Here is a 15409-nt window from a genome sequence, read left to right as displayed (position 1 = left end):
CGCCACCACCGAGCCTCAGACCGCCGCCCTCCTGTTCCATGAAGTCGGTCTGCTCTGGGAGGAGCCACTCAAGAACCCTCGCAACGCCGCTGTCGCATTCCAGAACGCGTACAAGCTGGCGCCGCGCTTCCTCGCCAACATCCGCGCCGCTCGCCGCCTCTTCGCCGACGTCGGCAACTGGCAGATGGTCGTGCAGCTCATCGACGCGGAGCTCTCCGCCTCCGAGGATCCTCGCCAGCAGGCGTCGCTCCTCTTCGAGAAGGGGCAGATCCTCGAGGAGCGCCTGTCCCGTGACAACGACGCCGCGGATGCCCTTCGCCAGGCCCTGGACCGCAAGCCCACCGACGTCACCCTCCTCACCCAGCTGGAGTCCGTCTACGCGGCTCGCAACGACGCGGGCGCGCTGGTGGAGATCTACCGGCTGCTCGCCACCGCCGTCGTCCCGCCGTCCCTTCGCGCCCACTATCTCACGTCCGCGGGCATGATCCTGGAGGAGCGCCTCAAGCAGAAGGAGGCCGCCGCCGCGGCCTTCCGTGAGGCGTTCGCGCTCGACCGCTCCGACCCGCTGCTCCAGGCCGCCGTCAAGCGCGTCGCCGAGCGCGAGGGCCGCACCGACGAACTCCTCTCCGCCCTCCTCTCCGAGGCCGAAGGCCAGGGCTCCCAGGGCGCTCCCGCGTACCTGCACATCGCCAAGGTCCATGACCGCCTGGGCCGCAAGGACGACGCACTCTCCGCGCTGCTTGCTGCTCGCCGCGTGAGCCCTCATGAGCCGCTGGTCCTCAGCGCGCTCGCCGGCATCTACGAGACGCAGGGGCGCTTCGAGGAGCTGGCCGACGTGCTGCTCGCGTGGGTGGGCTCCATCAACGACGAGAGCGAGCTCGTCGCCATCAACCTGCGCCTCGCCGCGCTGTACGAGGACGACCTCAAGCGCGACCAGGAGGCCGCTGCCCGCTACCAGGCCATCCTCGCCCGCATCCCCAGCCATGCCGCCGCGCTCGCGGGCCTGGGCAAGCTGTCGTACCGGATGCAGAACTGGGAAGGCCTCGTCGCCGTCTTCGACGCGGAGGTCACCGCCGCCGAGGACGCCAAGGGCAAGGCCGCTCGCATGTACAAGGCGGCCGAGATCCTGGAGGAGCGCCTGGGCCGCCAGGAGGACGCCATCTCGCGCTACAACGCGTGCCTCCAGCTGCAGCCGGGCTACCTCCCCGCGCAGAAGGCCCTCACCCGCCTCTACGAGCGCCAGGGCCGCTTCGCGGAGCTCGTCGGGATGTTCGAGCAGGACCTGCTCCAGACGTCCGACCGCGACCAGGTCATCACCACGCTCAACAAGATGGCGGTCATCTACGAGGACCGCCTGGGCGACCTGGACCACGCCATCGAGTGCATGAAGCGCATCCTCGACCTGGCGTCGGATCACCTGCCCACGCTGCGCAACCTGGCCCGCCTCTACGAGCGCGCCGGGCGCTTCCGTGAGCTGCTGGAGACCAACGACCTGGAGGCGTCCTTCGCCGGCGACACCAAGCAGGTGCTGTCGCTGCTCCACCGCAACGCGGAGATCCTCGACGAGAACCTGAAGGACCGCGTGGGCGCCATCACCGCGTATGAGCGCGTGCTCGCGCTGTCGCCGTCGTACCTGCCCGCGCTCAAGGCCCTGGGCCGGCTGTACGCGCAGGACGGCCGGTGGGAGAAGCTCATCGACATGTACCGCGCGGAGTCCGAGATCTCGGCCTCCACCGACGCGGCCGCCGCGCTCATCTACAAGATTGGCGAGCTGTACGAGCACCGCCTCAAGCAGGAGAACGAGGCGCTGGCGTCGTACCAGGAGGCGCTGATGCTGGCGCCCAGCTACTTCCCGGCGCTGCGCGCGCTGGCTCGCATCCACCGGGCCCACGGTGCTTGGGAAAGCCTGGTCGAAGTCCTTCGCGCGGACGCCGCCAACCGCACGGATCCGCTCGAGCGTGCCAACGCGCTCTACCAGGCCGCCGCCATCTGGGAGGACCAGCTGGGCCGCCCGGAGCTGGCCATCGACGGCTACCAGGAAGTGCTGCGCCTTACGCCGGGCCACGCCGCCACGCTGCGCGCGCTGGAGCGCCTGTACGTCGCGCAGGACAACGTGAAGGAGCTGGTCTCCATCCTCGACCGCGAGACGCAGGTGGGCCAGACGCCCGCGGCCAAGGTGACCGCGTACCTCAAGCTCGCGCGGCTGTACCTGGACCGCTTCCAGGAGCCGTCCCGCGCCGCGCAGTGCTGCGAGTCCGTGCTGGGCCTGGAGCCCGGCAACCTCACCGCCCTCATGCTGCTGGAGCGCATCCGCGTGTCGGACCGCGTCCGCCGCGCGGAGCTGCGCGCCCGCATCGCCGAGCGCGTCACCGACACGCGCCTGTCCAGCGCGCTGCGCCTGCTGGCCGCCGCGGATCAGGAGAAGGGCCCGCCCTCCGAGCGCACCCTGGAGGTCTACCAGCGCGCCTTCGACGCCGACCCCTCCGACGCGCGCCTCGCCTTCGGCCTGGAGCGCGTGCTGCGCCAGACCGGTGACACCGCCGCCCTGTCGCGCATGTACGGCATGCGGCTGGCCGTCACCACCGACGCCACGGAGGCGCTGGAGCTGCTCTTGCGCGCCGCCGAGCTGGCCGAGAAGAACCCCGACCTGGAGCAGGCCGCCGCGCTGTACCGGCAGGCGCTGGAGCTCCAGTCGCAGTGCCTCCCCGCGCTCCAGGGCGCCCGCCGCGTGGCCCTGCGCCGGGGCGACTTCGCCACCGCTCGCGCCATGATGGAGACCGAGGCCCGCGCGAGCCGCGACACCAAGAGCGCCATCGAGGGCTTCGTCGCCGCCGCGAAGCTCGCGGCCCAGAAGCTCAACGACCCCGACGGCGCCGCGGCCCTCTACCGCCTGGCGCTGGAGCGCGACCCGCTGCACCCGGGCGCGGCCACCGGCCTGGAGGAGCTGCTCGCGCAGCGCGGTGGCTCCTCCGACCTCGCGGCCCTGCACGAGCGGCGCGCGGAGGCCCGGCTCGCGCAGCGTGACGTGGAAGCGGCGGCTGCTGCGTACGTCACCGCGGCCCGCCTCCACAACGTGGCCCTGGGTGACCGGGCCCGTGCGCTCGCGGTGCTGGAGAAGGCCCTGGCCGCCCGGCCCGGCTTCCCCGATGCGCTGGAGACGCGCGGCCTGCTCCTCCTGGAGGCGCAGCAGTACGCGGAGGCCGCGCAGATGCTGGGGCAGCGCGTGCAGCAGGGCGGCGATCCTCGCGTGCTCGCGCAGCATCACCTGACGCTGGGCGCGCTCTACCAGCAGCACCTGAACGACCCGGGCCGCGCGGCCGCGCACCTCCAGACGGCGCTGGCCACCCTGCCCCGCCACCCGGAGGCGCTGGAGCGTCTGGCCACGGTGTACGCGCAGGGCCGCAACTTCGGCGGCGCGGTGGACTGCCTGCGTCGGCTGTTGGATCAGGACCTGCCCAACGACGCCCGCGCTCGCTTCACCGTGGAGCTGGCGCGCATCCACGACGAGGGCCTGGGCGACGTCGCCTCCGCCACGGCGCTCTACAAGAAGGCGCTGGAGCTGACGCCGGGCGAGCCCGCGCTGGTGGACCGGCTGGTGGTCCTCTATGAGCGCCAGCGCAACCTGCCGGAGCTGGCGCAGATGCTGGAGGCCCAGGCGGCCGCCACCGCGTCCACGGACGTCAAGCGCGCGGCGTCCCTGCGCATGCGCGTGGCGAGCTTCTACGCGGGCCCGCTGGCGGAGCCGGCTCGCGCCACGGTCATCTACCGGCAGCTGGTGGAGCAGGATCCGCAGAACCTCCAGGCGCGCGCCGCGCTGGCGGACCTGTATGGCCGCGACATGGCCAGCTACCCGCTCGCCATCGAGGAGCACCGGCAGATTCTTCGCCTGGACCCCGCTCGCGTGGACAGCCTGCATGCGTTGTTCAAGCTGTGGGAGTCCCAGAAGCAGCAGGACAAGGCGTTCGCTGTCTCCGCGGTGCTGACGTTCATGCGCGCCACCAACGAGGTGGAGCAGGCCTTCTACTCGGAGGCCCGCGCCCGCCAGCCGCAGGAGCCTCGGGAAGCGCTGCCCGCCACGGACGTGGACACCGTGCTCATGCACCCGTCCGCGCGCGGCCCGCTGACGGAGCTGTTGCGCGCCATGGGCGAGCACCTGGGCAAGGTGTACCCGCCGCAGTTCGAGATGCTCGGCGTCAACCCGAAGCAGGACAAGCTCAAGCCGGACTCGGCCGTGTTCAAGGCCGTGCGCGCGGTGGCGCAGACGTTCGGCGTGGAGGAGTTCGAGGTCTACCTCGCCCGGCGCGGCATGCTGCAGCTGGAGACGACGGAGCCCCTGTCCCTGTGCGTGGGCCAGGACGTGGTGCGCCGCTTCAACGCCCGCGAGCAGAAGTTCCTCATCGGCAAGGCGGTGCTGGGCCTGCTCAACAAGACGGCCGTCCTCTCCAAGACGTCCCAAGGGGAGACGGTGGACCTGTTCGGCAACGCCATCCGCGTCCACGTGCCGCAGTTCAACGGCCTGGGCCGGCGCAACGACGAGACGACGAAGCTGCTCAAGAAGGCCTTCAACCGCAAGGCGATGAAGGCCTCGGAGGGCCCCGCGCAGACGCTGTCCACGCAGCCGAAGATCGACGTGGCGGCGGTGGTGGACGCGCTCGGCTTCTCCGCGGACCGCGCGGGCCTGCTCGTCTGCGGTGACCCGTCCGTGGGCCTCACCATGGTGCTGCGCGAGGATCCGAACATCGTGGCCAACCGCCAGGACGGCAGCACCGACGCCATCCTCCAGGCGGTGCGCGAGCGCGCCGACCTCAAGGCCCTGCTGTCGTGGCTGCTGACGGACGACTTCTTCCGCCTGCGCCAGCGCATCGGCCTGGCGCTGTAGGCGTCCTTTCGAGCCTCGGGCTACTCCCGGCGGACCAGCGCGTCCGCCGGGACTCCCCCGAGCAGACGGCCCACGGCGTCGTCCACGTAGGCCCGCTCCGGGGCCTCCACCGTCACCTTCACGCGGTAGTCCATGGCCGCGTCGAAGACGGGATACGAGCCGATGGCCACGTGGGGCATGTCCAGCGCCACGCGATCCAACACGGACGCCAGGGCGCTCTCGCCCAGGTTGAAGTACAGGTTGACCAGGTGCACCGGCGTGCCGCTCAGCCGTGCGAGCACCGTCTCCAGCTGCAGCCGGAAGAGCTGCGGCACCCCCGGCAACAGGAACATGTCGCCCACCGTCAGCACGGGGAACCACATGCCCGGCTGGGCCAGGAGCACCGCGCCTTCGGGGGCGTCCGCCAGCCGCAGGGACTCCGGCGTCACCGGGGACGTGCCCGCGCGGGCCTGGATGGCCGACACCATCTCCGGCAGGCGCACCACGGGCCGGCCCAGCGCGAGCGCCACCGCGCGCACCGTGACGTCGTCGTGGGTGGGGCCGATGCCTCCGCTGGTGAAGACGTAGCGGGCCTTGCGCCGGGCGCGGGACACCGCGTCCACGATGGCGTCCACGTCGTCCAGGATGGTCTCCACCGAGACGAGCGGAATGCCCAGCTCCCGCAGCCGCTGGATGAGGTGGGGGCCGTTCTCGTCCTTCACCTTCGCGGTGAGGACTTCATTGCCAATGATGATCGCCGCCGCGCCGTTGCGCTCCATGGGGCCGCCGACTCTACCCCAACGGACCCCGGGGGTGGACCCGCGCGGTGCCGGGGCGCGGACCCGCCCTGTCCTGGAGTCAGCATGAGGGGACGGACATCCTTCGCGCATGGACTCCCATGAGACCCGGGACGCGATCCGCGCGTCCGTGCGTGCCCTGTGCGGGCGCTTCCCCCCGAAGTACTGGCGGACCCTCGACGCGGAGCGTGAATACCCTCACGACTTCGTCCAGGCCCTCACGGAAGCCGGCCTGCTGGCGGCCCTGATTCCCACCGAGTACGGCGGCGCCGGGCTGGGCCTGCGCGAGGCGGCCGTGGTGCTGGGGGAGATCAACCACTTCGGCGGGAACGCGTCCGCGTGTCATGCGCAGATGTATGTGATGAACGTGCTGCTGCGGCATGGCTCCGCGGAGCAGAAGCAGCGCTACCTCCCGGAGATTGCAGCCGGCCGGCTGCGGCTCCAGGCGTTCGCGGTGACGGAGCCGAACTCGGGCTCGGACACGACGGCCATCGAGACGACGGCGGTCCGGCAGGGCGACCGCTACGTCGTGAACGGGCAGAAGATCTTCATCTCGCGCGTGCTCCAGTCGGACCTGATGCTGCTGTTGGCCCGGACGACGCCTCGCGCGGAGGGGCGCAAGAAGACGGATGGGATGAGCGTGTTCCTGCTGGACCTGCGCAAGACACAGGGGCTGGAGGCGCGGCCCATCCGGACCATGCTCAACCACGCGACGAACGCGCTGTTCTTCGAGAACGTCGAAGTGCCCGTCGAGGGGCTGATTGGCGAAGAGGGCAAGGGCTTCTCGTACATCCTGGACGGCATGAACGCGGAGCGGGTGCTGGTGGCCTCGGAGGCGATTGGCGATGGCCGCTGGTTCATCGAGAAGGCCGTCACGTACGCGCAGGAGCGCGTCGTGTTCGGCAAGCCCATCGGGAGCAATCAGGGCGTGCAGTTCCCCATCGCGAAGGCGCACACGGCGCTGACGGCCGCGTCCCTGCTGACGGAGCAGGCCGCGACGCTCTTCGACAGCCACCAGCCCTGCGGAGCCGAGGCGAACATGGCGAAGTACCTGGCCGCCGAAGCCGCCTGGGAGGCCGCCAACGCCTGCATGGACACGTACGGCGGCTACGGCTTCGCGGAGGAGTACGACGTGGAGCGCAAGTTCCGCGAGGTGCGCCTGTTCATCAACGCGCCCGTGAGCCGGAACATGGCCCTGTCGTACATCAGCCAGCACGTGCTGGGACTGCCCCGGTCGTTCACGTAGCGCCTGACACGACTGGTGGTGGCAGTCCCAGGATAAATTCTCCCTCTGGCAGGCCTTCACGCCGTTCGTATCCTGAGCGCCATGAGAAGGCTGACCGGCCCTTCCGGCAGCCTGCGTTCAGGAGCATTTCGCATGCGCTATCGGCTGTTCGGCCGCACGGGCCTTTACGTCTCGGAACTCTGTTTCGGAGCGATGACCTTCGGCGGGAAGGGCTTCTACGAGCCCATTGGCAGGACGGCCCAGGCCGAGGCTGACGAGCTCGTGTCAATCTCGCTCGAGAACGGCATCAATTTCTTCGACACCGCGGACGTCTACTCCGAGGGCGAGTCCGAGAAGATCCTCGGCAAGGCCCTCGGCGCGCGCCGCAAGGACGTCGTGCTCGCCACGAAGGTGCGCGGCAAGGCCGGCCCGGGTCCGAACCAGCAGGGCCTCTCTCGCGCTCACATCATGAGCTCCATCGAGGGCAGCCTGAAGCGCCTCGGGACCGACTGGGTCGACCTCTACCAGATTCACGGCTTCGACCCGGTGACCCCCTTCGACGAGACCCTGCGCGCCCTCGACGACGTGGTCCGTTCCGGCAAGGTGCGTTACGTCGGCTGCTCGAATCTCGCGGCATGGCAGCTCGCCAAGGCCAACGGCATCGCGGCGCACCGGGGTTGGGCTCGCTTCGAGTCATTGCAAGCCCACTACACGATCGCCACCCGCGATCTCGAACGCGAACTCGTGCCGCTCCTGAACGACTCGCAAATGGGGCTCATGGTCTGGAGCCCTCTCTCCGGGGGCCTCTTGTCCGGAAAGCAGGGGCGTGACGGCAAAGGCCCTGACGGCTCGCGCCGGGCCAGCTTCGACTTCCCTCCCGTCAACAAGGACCGCGCCTTCGACTGCATCGACGCGATGCGGAAGATTGGCGATGCCAGGGGCGCGAGCGTCGCATGCGTCGCGCTTGCGTGGCTGCTCGCAAAGCCCCACGTCTCCGCGATCATCGTCGGCGCGAAGAACGAGGCGCAGCTCAGGGACAACCTGAAGGCCAGCGACTTCGTGCTCGACCCCGCCGAGATCGCCGAGCTCGACAAGGTGAGCGCACTGCCCGCCGAATACCCGGGCTGGATGATCGAGTTCCTGGGCAACCTGGGCAGAGCGCCGAAGAACGCTCGCTAGCGAGGATGACAATGCAAAAGCGCAAGCTTGGACAGGGACTGGAAGTCTCGGCGCTCGGCCTCGGCTGTATGGGCATGAGCTTCTTCTACGGTCCGCCCAAGGACACCGCGGAGATGACGAAGCTGCTGCGCGCGTCGGTTGACCGCGGCGTCACGTTCTTCGACACCGCGGAAGTCTACGGGCCTTTTCTCAACGAGGAGTTGCTCGGTGCGGCACTCGCGCCCGTGCGCGACCAGGTGGTGATCGCCACCAAGTTCGGCATCAAGCACGGCGAGAACGGGCCGAGTCCGCTGTCAGGGGTCGACAGCCGGCCCGAGCAGATACGTCGAGTGACGGAGGCATCCCTGAAGCGCCTGCGGACCGACCGCATCGACCTGCTCTACCAGCACCGTGTCGACCCGGAGGTGCCCATCGAGGATGTCGCCGGCGCCGTGAAGGACCTCATCGCCGAAGGGAAGGTCAAGCACTTTGGCCTGTCGGAGGCTGGCGCGGCGACCATCCGCCGCGCGCACGCCGTGCAGCCCGTGACGGCGTTGCAGAGCGAATACTCGCTCTGGATGCGAGAGCATGAGACCGAGATCATTCCGACGCTCGAAGAACTGGGCATCGGACTGGTGCCCTTCAGCCCCCTTGGGAAGGGCTTCCTGACCGGCAAGATGGACGCCAGCACGCCATTGGCCGACGACGACCTGCGCCGGCTCCTGCCGCGCTTCTCCCAGGACGCCATGGAGGCGAACCAGGCGCTGGTCCGCCTGCTCCAGCAAATCGCCGGCGACAAGCGAGCCACGCCCGCCCAGATTGCGCTTGCCTGGGTGCTGGCCCAGAAGCCTTGGTTCATTCCAATCCCTGGCACGACGAAGTTGCACCGGTTGGAAGAGAACCTGGGCGCGCTCGACGTCGAGCTGACGCAGGGCGACCTGCGGCGCATCGAGGAGGCCTCCGCCAAGATTCATATCCAGGGCGCGCGCGTGCCTGAACGGCTCCAGGCCCGGTTTGGACGATGACTCCCTATATTGCGGGCCATGACCGCCGCGTCCCTGTCGTCTCCGCGCTCCGAGCTGGCGCACTTTCTCCGGACCCGCCGGGCGCGGCTGCGGCCGTCCGAGGTGGGGCTGCCCGAGGGTGGGCGGCGGCGCACGCCGGGGCTGCGGCGCGAGGAGGTCGCGCAGCTCGCTGTCGTGGGGGCGAGCTGGTACACGTGGCTCGAGCAGGGACGCGACATCCAGGTTTCGGAGGCGGTGCTCGAGCGGCTTTCGAGCGCGCTGCGCCTCGATGCCGCGGAACGTTCGTACCTGTTCGAGCTTGCCCAGGGTCGCTCGCCCCGTCCGATTGCCGCAACGCCGCCGATCGTGAGCCCCCTGCTCGCGCTCACGATCGAGGCGCATCGTCATCCGGCGATTGTCTCGACCCTGCGCTGGGACGTCGTCGCAATGAACGGACCCGCGCTGAAGCTCTGGGGTGATCTGCGTGGCACGAATGCCCTGCGCAACCTCTTCCTTGGAAAGGGACCGCCGCTCGTCACGGTGGAGCGCGAGGCACACGCACGAAACCTCGTCGCGCGCTTTCGCTCGGAAGCAGCACGCGCGAGTGCCCACGAGCAGTTCCAGGAGCTCGCGGACGAGCTGAAGGCGAGGAGCCCCGAGTTCCGCCGGCTCTGGACGCAGCATGACCTGGCTGCCGAGCCCGAGGGCACGAAGGTCGTCGACATCCCCGGAACCGGACACATCGAGCTCGCGCACGTGACGCTGATGCACATCGAGCCGGACGCACGCACGCTCCGAGTCCTCTTCTATTCTCCCGTCGGCCCCGAGAGCGCGCAGCGAATGGCGCGTGCTCTCGCGGAACGTTGAAAGCACGAGGACCGTCAGGCGCTCTCGCGGACGTGGACCACCACCTTGCCGATGGCTCGCCGCTCCGCGAGCGTGCGCAGTCCATCGGCGGTCGCCTCCAGCGGGAGCCGGAGCGTGATGCGCGGCGAGATGTGGCCCTGCGCGTACCAGGCGAAGAGCTGGTCCATGGTTTCGCGCAGCGCGGCCGGGTCGTGGTGGCGGAAGTAGCGCAGCGACGAGCCCAGCACCGCGCGATGCTTCACGAGCAGCCGGTGGGCGGGAATGCTGGGAACCTGTCCCGCGGCGAAGCCCACGAGCACGTAGCGGCCTCCCCAGCCCAGCGTGGAGAGCGCTGGGTCGAAGAGCGGGCCGCCGACCGGATCGAAGCAGACGTTCACGCCTCCTGAGCCCGTGGCAGCGAGGACCTGCTCCTTCCAGTCTCCATGACCCAAGACATGGTCAGCGCCCGCTTCACGCGCGATGGCAAGTTTCTCCGGAGTGCTCGCCACCGCGATGACCTTGGCGCCCAAGGCCTTGCCCAGCTGTACCGCCGCAAGCCCCACGCCTCCGCTCGCTCCAAGAACAAGGAGCACCTCTGAAGCCTTCAGATTGGCGACGCGGACCAGCGCCAGCGCGGTGCTCACGTAGGCGCTGGTCAACGCGGCGGCGACGTCGAACGAGACTCCCGGCGGCAGCAGGAACGTCTCCTGGACGGAGGCCACGGCCTGCTCGGCGTAGCCTCCGTGCCAGAGGATGGCCACGACGCGGTCCCCGGGTTTGAAGCCCGAGCCCTCCGGAGCGCTGACGATGGATCCCGCGGCCTCCAGGCCCGGGACGAAGGGCAGCTCGGGCCGGGTCTGGTAGGTCCCGGCGATCATGAGGAGGTCGGCGAAGTTCACGCTGCAGGCGTGCACGTCGATGCGCACCTCGCCGGGTTTCGGAACAGGCTCGGGGACGTTCGTGAGGGTGAGCTGCTCGGGCCCACCCCATTTCCCGCAGACCATCGCTCGCACGTCATTGCTCCTGGGTGGAAGTGAGGCTTCGCCAGAGGTCTTCGTTCGTGGGCAGGTTCAACGCCTCGGTGACCAACTGCTCGAGCTGCTCCGGGCTGCGGGCGCCGACGAGGATGGAGGTCACGAAGGGGCAGTGCACCAGCCACCAGGTGGCCAGGCCGGATGGAGACAGTGCATGCGCGGCGGCCATCGACTTGAGCTGTTCGACGCGGGCTGCGTTCTCCGGGGTCCAGGCCTTCGCGTAGAGGTCCCGGCGCTGGCCGATGCGCGTGCCCTCCGGAATCCCACCTGTGATGGCGTACCGGCCGCTCAGCAGGCCGCCGGCCAGCGGTGAATAGGGCGTGTACTGGAGCCCCAGCTTCGCGCAGGCCTCCAGCACACCGTTGTGCACGTCATCCTGTTCCAGGAGGTTGAAGCGGTTCTGGACCCAGCCGAACCCCACCGGGCCTCCGGAGCGCGGCGCGGCGCAGCGCCAGAGGTCGCTCGCGGCCACGTTCGACAGACCGAAGCGGCGGACCTTCCCTGCCCTCACGAGCGCCTGGAACGTGTCCAGGACCTCCTCCCACGGAGCGGCAGGGTCCGGCACATGCGCCAGATAGAAGTCGAGCGTGTCGATGCCAAGCCGCGCGAGCGAGCGGTCTACCTCCGCGAACACATGCTGCCGACCGAGCCCGCCGCGCAGGCCCACCTTGGACGAGATGAGCACCCGGTCCCGCATCGCGGCGCCACGCGAGGCGAGCCATGTGCCGATGATGGCCTCGCTGGCTCCGTCCGCGTAGGTGCCCGCCGTGTCGATGAGGTTGATGCCCAGCGCCACCGCGCGGTCCAGGAGCGCATGGGCTTCGGCTTCGGTCTCGCCCTGCCCCAGCAGCTTCCGGGAGCTTCCGATGCCCCCGAAGTTGGCCGCGCCCAGAGCGAAGACCGACACGTCGATGCCGCCCAGCTTGCGGTAGATCACGTCCGCCACGCCTCCGGAAAGGGGAGCGCCAGGTCCCCCTCCCCCGCCCCGGCCAGCAACGTGAAGTGCGCCGTGTAGGTCGCGGCGGGCTCGCCCTCGTCAATGAAGACCTGCGACGTCGCCGTGAGCCGTACCTTGCCTCCCTGACGAAGGGTGTCGGCTTCCAGCTCGGGCAACGTGTTACAGCGGGCCCGGTAGTCGCAGGTGATGGGCCGGTGGATGGCGAACTCACAGCGGCGCAGCAGGATCTGCACGGCAAGCCGCTCCGCCCAAGCTGCCCGCACGAGCAACAGCCACGGGGCAAGCCCGGCCGCGGTGAACACTCCAGGACCGAAGGCCGTGCCCCGGTGGTTGAGCGAAGGCCCCAACGGCGCCCCGAGCACGATGCGCCCGGGCTCGAACTCCACGAAGTGGATCCCCAGGAACTTCGTCATCGGGATCCGCTCATGAAGGTCTGTCGCCAGAAGAGCGAAGACGTCGTCGCGCACCTCAACTGGAAGGCTCATGCGTCAGACACCTGGAGGTCGGGACCTGCTTCGAGGACGACGTGGTAGTGGGTGCCGCCGCTTCCCGCCGCGTTGACTCCCGCGAAGCGCGCTTCCTTCAATGCCTGTGGCTCCGTGACGACTCGGAGATTGTCGGTCTCAGTGCTCGCCCCCAGGGTCGCCGGAATCCGCTTCGCGGCCAGTGTGAACAACGCCTTGAGCAGGCTCGCGGCGCCTGCGGCTGCTCCGGCGTGGCCAATGTTCGGTGTGATTGCTCCCACGGGCAGCGGTCTGGCTCGCGCGGTCCCGAGTGTCCGTCCCAGCGCGGCCAGCTCCGCGCGATCGCTCGCGGGATGCCCGCTGCCGAAGCACTCCACGAAGGCGAGCGCGTCCGCTGACACGTCACACCGTGACCAGGCACGCCGGATGGCGAGGCTCATCGCGGGTTCGGAGACGAGCCCGTGGTCGTCGGGCGTTCCGAACGCGCTCCCCACCGCGCGGATGATCCCGAGCACGGGCTCACCCCGCTCCCGAGCATCCGACAACCGTCGCAGCACGCACACCGTGGCGCCTTCGCCGGGCAGATATCCATCGGAGGCCGCGTCGAACACGGTCGGTGCGTCCCGGTGGGACAGGAGTCCCTGCGCGCCTTCATCCACCAGCCGCGTGCCACCGAGGCGCATGTCCGCGGTGGCCCAGAAGACCGCGTCCGCTTCACGTGACGTCAACCGGCCGCAGGCGACCTCCAGGCCTCCCAGGGACGCCGCCGCGCCTCCGGCCTCGATGGCGCAGGTCGGTCCGGTCAGGTCGAACGCTCGGGCGATCCTCGCCGCCATGAAGCTGGGCGACAGGTTGAACAGGCTGCCGGCCCACAGCTCCGGCAGATCGTTCGACAGTCGCTTCATCGCCGCTCGCACGGTGCGGGCCACGCCCTTGAGGTCCTTGCCCGTCTCGCGCAGCACGCGCTGAAGGTGTTCTTCAATCTCCGGCAGACGTGCCGCCGCGACCTGGCGCAGGCCGTACTCGCTGCAGTGCTCCGCGGAGACGACCACCGGGACGTTGCTTCCCCGTTCAATGGAGACCTTCGCCGCCGCGCTCCGCGCCAGGTCCACCAGCAGGTAGTGGAGCGGATCATGCCGGAGGATGTCGGCAGGACGTTCGTCGTACTGGCTGGCGCTTCCAGTGAATCGTGACGCATCCAGGTCCAGCGGCGCCCCGAGCCCGAACGGCAACCTCCGGAACGCCCGACGGCCGTGAAGCAGGTTCGTCCACAGCGTGGCGAGGTCGGGGGCATCCGCGAACGCGCCGGCCATCCCAACGATGGCGATGGGCTCGTCACTCCTCGCCGGACTCCTCCGCACCCCTCTCAGCAGCGCCTGGGCCCGCGCGGGTGAAGGCTGGTCCTCCACCACCGCGTGGTAGTTCTGGCCTCCGCTCGCGATGGCGCTGACGCCTCCGATGCGTGGCTGCTCGCCAGCCGGCCAGGACCGGGCCGTCTTCTCCACCTCGATGAGCCCTCCCGGTTCGAGCAGGCTCCTCGGCTTGTCCCCGTGCACCGGTCCCGGAATGCCACCGGACTCGAACAGCGCGAGCAGCGCGAGCAGGTTCGCCAGGCCTGACGCCTCCTTCGCGTGCCCCAGGTTCCCCTTGATGGACATGACAGGCACCGGTGACCTGGGCTGGGCCTCCTCACCGTGCGCCTTCAGGGCCCGGTCGAAGACCTTCGCCTCCACGGCGTCACCTGCCCGGGTCCCCGTGCCATGCGCGAGGATCACCCCCAGCTCCCGAGGCTCCACGCCCGCCTGGTCGAGCGCACGCCGCACCGCCAGCCCGTGACCTCGCGGGTTCGGGACCAGCATGTACGCCTCGGCCGCGCCGTCGTTCGCCCCACCGACGCCCCGGATCACTCCGTGGATGGGCAGCCGCTCCTGGACGGCCCGCTCCAGGCTCGTGAGCACCAGCAGCACCACTCCGTCGGAGATGACCGTGCCGTTGCCCTTCTGGGCGAACGGGAAGCAGCCCTCGGAGGAGAGGAGGCGGGAGTTCGAATAGAGGACCTGGTTGACCGTGTCGACGAAGGACAGCGCGCCCGCGATGGCCCACGGCGCCCCCTTCGTGAGCTCCCGCGCGGCCAGTTCAATCGCGGCCAGACCGCCGGTGCAGTTCCCGTCCACGAGCAGGGCCTTCTCCGTCGTGCCCAGCGCCTCCGCGATGCTGCTCGCGAGCCGGTGCGTGGCGCGCTCCCTCGGGTCCTCCACGAACTCCGGCCCGAACGACTCCCGGAGTGACTGGCGCACCTTGCGGGTGAGGTCCGTCAGCTCCTGATGGGAGAACTCATTCGGGTGCGCCCCATGCACGAGGTACGGCTGGAGCTGCTCCGCCACCGCCAGCACCGCGGCGTCGTAGAGCCCATGGCCACCGCCTCGTGAGTGCGCGAGGAACACCGGGACGGGCTGCCCACTCAGCGCGCCAGGAGTCAGCCCGGCGGAAGCCAGGGCCTGGCGCGCCATCTCCGGCAGGTCACAAGCCCCGACGACACCTCCCAGCAGCGTGGAGGTCCGCGCCGCGCCCACCGCCGCCGTGGGGTCCAGATACAGGGCCCGGGGAATGCGCTCCTCCGGCCACTGGCCATACGTCGTCCTTCCCCCGTGAAGCACTTCCGCCAGCTCATCGAGGGTGCGAGCGCCCGGAAGGGCAAACGCAAAGCCAGAGATCGCCACCGGCGCGATCCCATCCAGATGTCCTTTCCGCATTGCCAGTCAATGTAAAGACATGATCCGGACGCGTCCACGACCAGCCAAATCACATACATCCAGGCCGACACGCGGGGGCACCCCGATCCTACCTGACGTATTCAAGGGGTTCCGTCGAGAGGACACGGTCGCCCTCCTGGGAGCGTCGTTCCAGAGCCCAAGCACGGCTGATACAGTTTCAAGCTGCGCGCCCCATCCACAAACACTTCCAACAGCAAAATCCAGGGTGGCTTGACGCCGGATTTCCAGATCCGTATATCAAGACAGACATCGCGGCCATTGCCAGCCATTGGCGGCCGCCTCATTCCCCCT

The 15409-nt window shown here is 69.6% G+C and carries 10 protein-coding genes; 5 read left to right on the top strand and 5 right to left on the bottom strand.

The genetic code is table 11. From position 1 onward, the window contains the following. Nucleotides 1-4879, top strand: a 4879-nt coding sequence (locus D7X55_RS02130) for a tetratricopeptide repeat protein (protein ID WP_121722065.1), incomplete at its 5' end; no start/stop codon positions are given. A 20-nt stretch (nt 4880-4899) separates the two neighbouring features. Here D7X55_RS02130 and D7X55_RS02125 read toward each other — a convergent pair. Further along, nucleotides 4900-5637, bottom strand: coding sequence for a molybdopterin-binding protein (locus D7X55_RS02125; protein ID WP_121722064.1), 738 nt, complete (start codon nt 5635-5637; stop codon nt 4900-4902). Nucleotides 5638-5746: 109 nt separating this feature from the next. Between D7X55_RS02125 and D7X55_RS02120 the strand changes: the two genes are divergently transcribed. From D7X55_RS02120 to D7X55_RS02105, 4 genes are all read left to right on the top strand, one after another. After that, nucleotides 5747-6901 carry an acyl-CoA dehydrogenase family protein gene (locus D7X55_RS02120; RefSeq protein WP_121722063.1) on the top strand — a complete coding sequence of 385 codons (1155 nt, stop codon included), beginning with the start codon at nt 5747-5749 and terminating at the stop codon, nt 6899-6901. A 132-nt stretch (nt 6902-7033) separates the two neighbouring features. Next, nucleotides 7034-8059: an aldo/keto reductase gene (locus D7X55_RS02115; RefSeq protein ID WP_120548678.1), complete on the top strand. Its 1026-nt coding sequence runs from the start codon at nt 7034-7036 to the stop codon at nt 8057-8059. A gap of 11 nt (nt 8060-8070) precedes the next feature. Continuing rightward, complete coding sequence (locus D7X55_RS02110) at nt 8071-9063, top strand: aldo/keto reductase (RefSeq protein ID WP_120548677.1); 993 nt, start codon at nt 8071-8073, stop codon at nt 9061-9063. Nucleotides 9064-9081: 18 nt separating this feature from the next. Beyond that, on the top strand, nt 9082-9909 hold the full coding sequence (locus D7X55_RS02105; protein ID WP_120548685.1) for a helix-turn-helix transcriptional regulator: 828 nt from the start codon (nt 9082-9084) through the stop codon (nt 9907-9909). Between the two features lie 14 nt (nt 9910-9923). On the opposite strand, the gene D7X55_RS02100 is transcribed toward D7X55_RS02105, so the two are convergent. Genes D7X55_RS02100 through D7X55_RS02085 form a run of 4 tightly spaced genes read right to left on the bottom strand, consistent with a single transcriptional unit; the run spans nt 9924 to nt 15001 of the window. Then, complete coding sequence (locus tag D7X55_RS02100; RefSeq protein WP_120548676.1) at nt 9924-10892, bottom strand: NADPH:quinone oxidoreductase family protein; 969 nt, start codon at nt 10890-10892, stop codon at nt 9924-9926. 10 nt (nt 10893-10902) lie between these two features. After that, nucleotides 10903-11868, bottom strand: a complete 966-nt coding sequence (locus tag D7X55_RS02095; protein ID WP_121722062.1) for an aldo/keto reductase — start codon at nt 11866-11868, stop codon at nt 10903-10905. Next, nucleotides 11856-12365 carry a YiiD C-terminal domain-containing protein gene (locus D7X55_RS02090; RefSeq protein ID WP_121722061.1) on the bottom strand — a complete coding sequence of 170 codons (510 nt, stop codon included), beginning with the start codon at nt 12363-12365 and terminating at the stop codon, nt 11856-11858. Before D7X55_RS02090 ends, D7X55_RS02095 begins: the two co-directional genes overlap by 13 nt. Continuing rightward, nucleotides 12362-15001 (bottom strand): polyketide synthase, encoded by a 2640-nt coding sequence (locus D7X55_RS02085; protein ID WP_158626300.1) that lies wholly within the window; start codon nt 14999-15001, stop codon nt 12362-12364. The genes D7X55_RS02090 and D7X55_RS02085 overlap by 4 nt, the downstream gene beginning before the upstream one ends. Between the last annotated feature and the right edge of the window lie 408 nt (nt 15002-15409).

Origin of the sequence: Corallococcus sp. AB049A (assembly GCF_003668885.1) — a bacterium.
In the GTDB taxonomy this organism is placed as follows: Bacteria; Myxococcota; Myxococcia; order Myxococcales; family Myxococcaceae; genus Corallococcus; species Corallococcus interemptor.
Note: the sequence above shows the minus strand (reverse complement) of the source record. Positions and strands in the feature narration are given on the sequence as shown.

Coding starts and splice junctions, on each gene's coding strand:
- D7X55_RS02090 (WP_121722061.1), bottom strand. CDS start 12,365: ATGAGCCTTCCAGTTGAGGTGCGCGACGACGTCTTCGCTCTTCTGGCG.
- D7X55_RS02100 (WP_120548676.1), bottom strand. CDS start 10,892: ATGGTCTGCGGGAAATGGGGTGGGCCCGAGCAGCTCACCCTCACGAAC.
- D7X55_RS02120 (WP_121722063.1), top strand. CDS start 5,747: ATGGACTCCCATGAGACCCGGGACGCGATCCGCGCGTCCGTGCGTGCC.
- D7X55_RS02125 (WP_121722064.1), bottom strand. CDS start 5,637: ATGGAGCGCAACGGCGCGGCGGCGATCATCATTGGCAATGAAGTCCTC.
- D7X55_RS02105 (WP_120548685.1), top strand. CDS start 9,082: ATGACCGCCGCGTCCCTGTCGTCTCCGCGCTCCGAGCTGGCGCACTTT.
- D7X55_RS02115 (WP_120548678.1), top strand. CDS start 7,034: ATGCGCTATCGGCTGTTCGGCCGCACGGGCCTTTACGTCTCGGAACTC.
- D7X55_RS02110 (WP_120548677.1), top strand. CDS start 8,071: ATGCAAAAGCGCAAGCTTGGACAGGGACTGGAAGTCTCGGCGCTCGGC.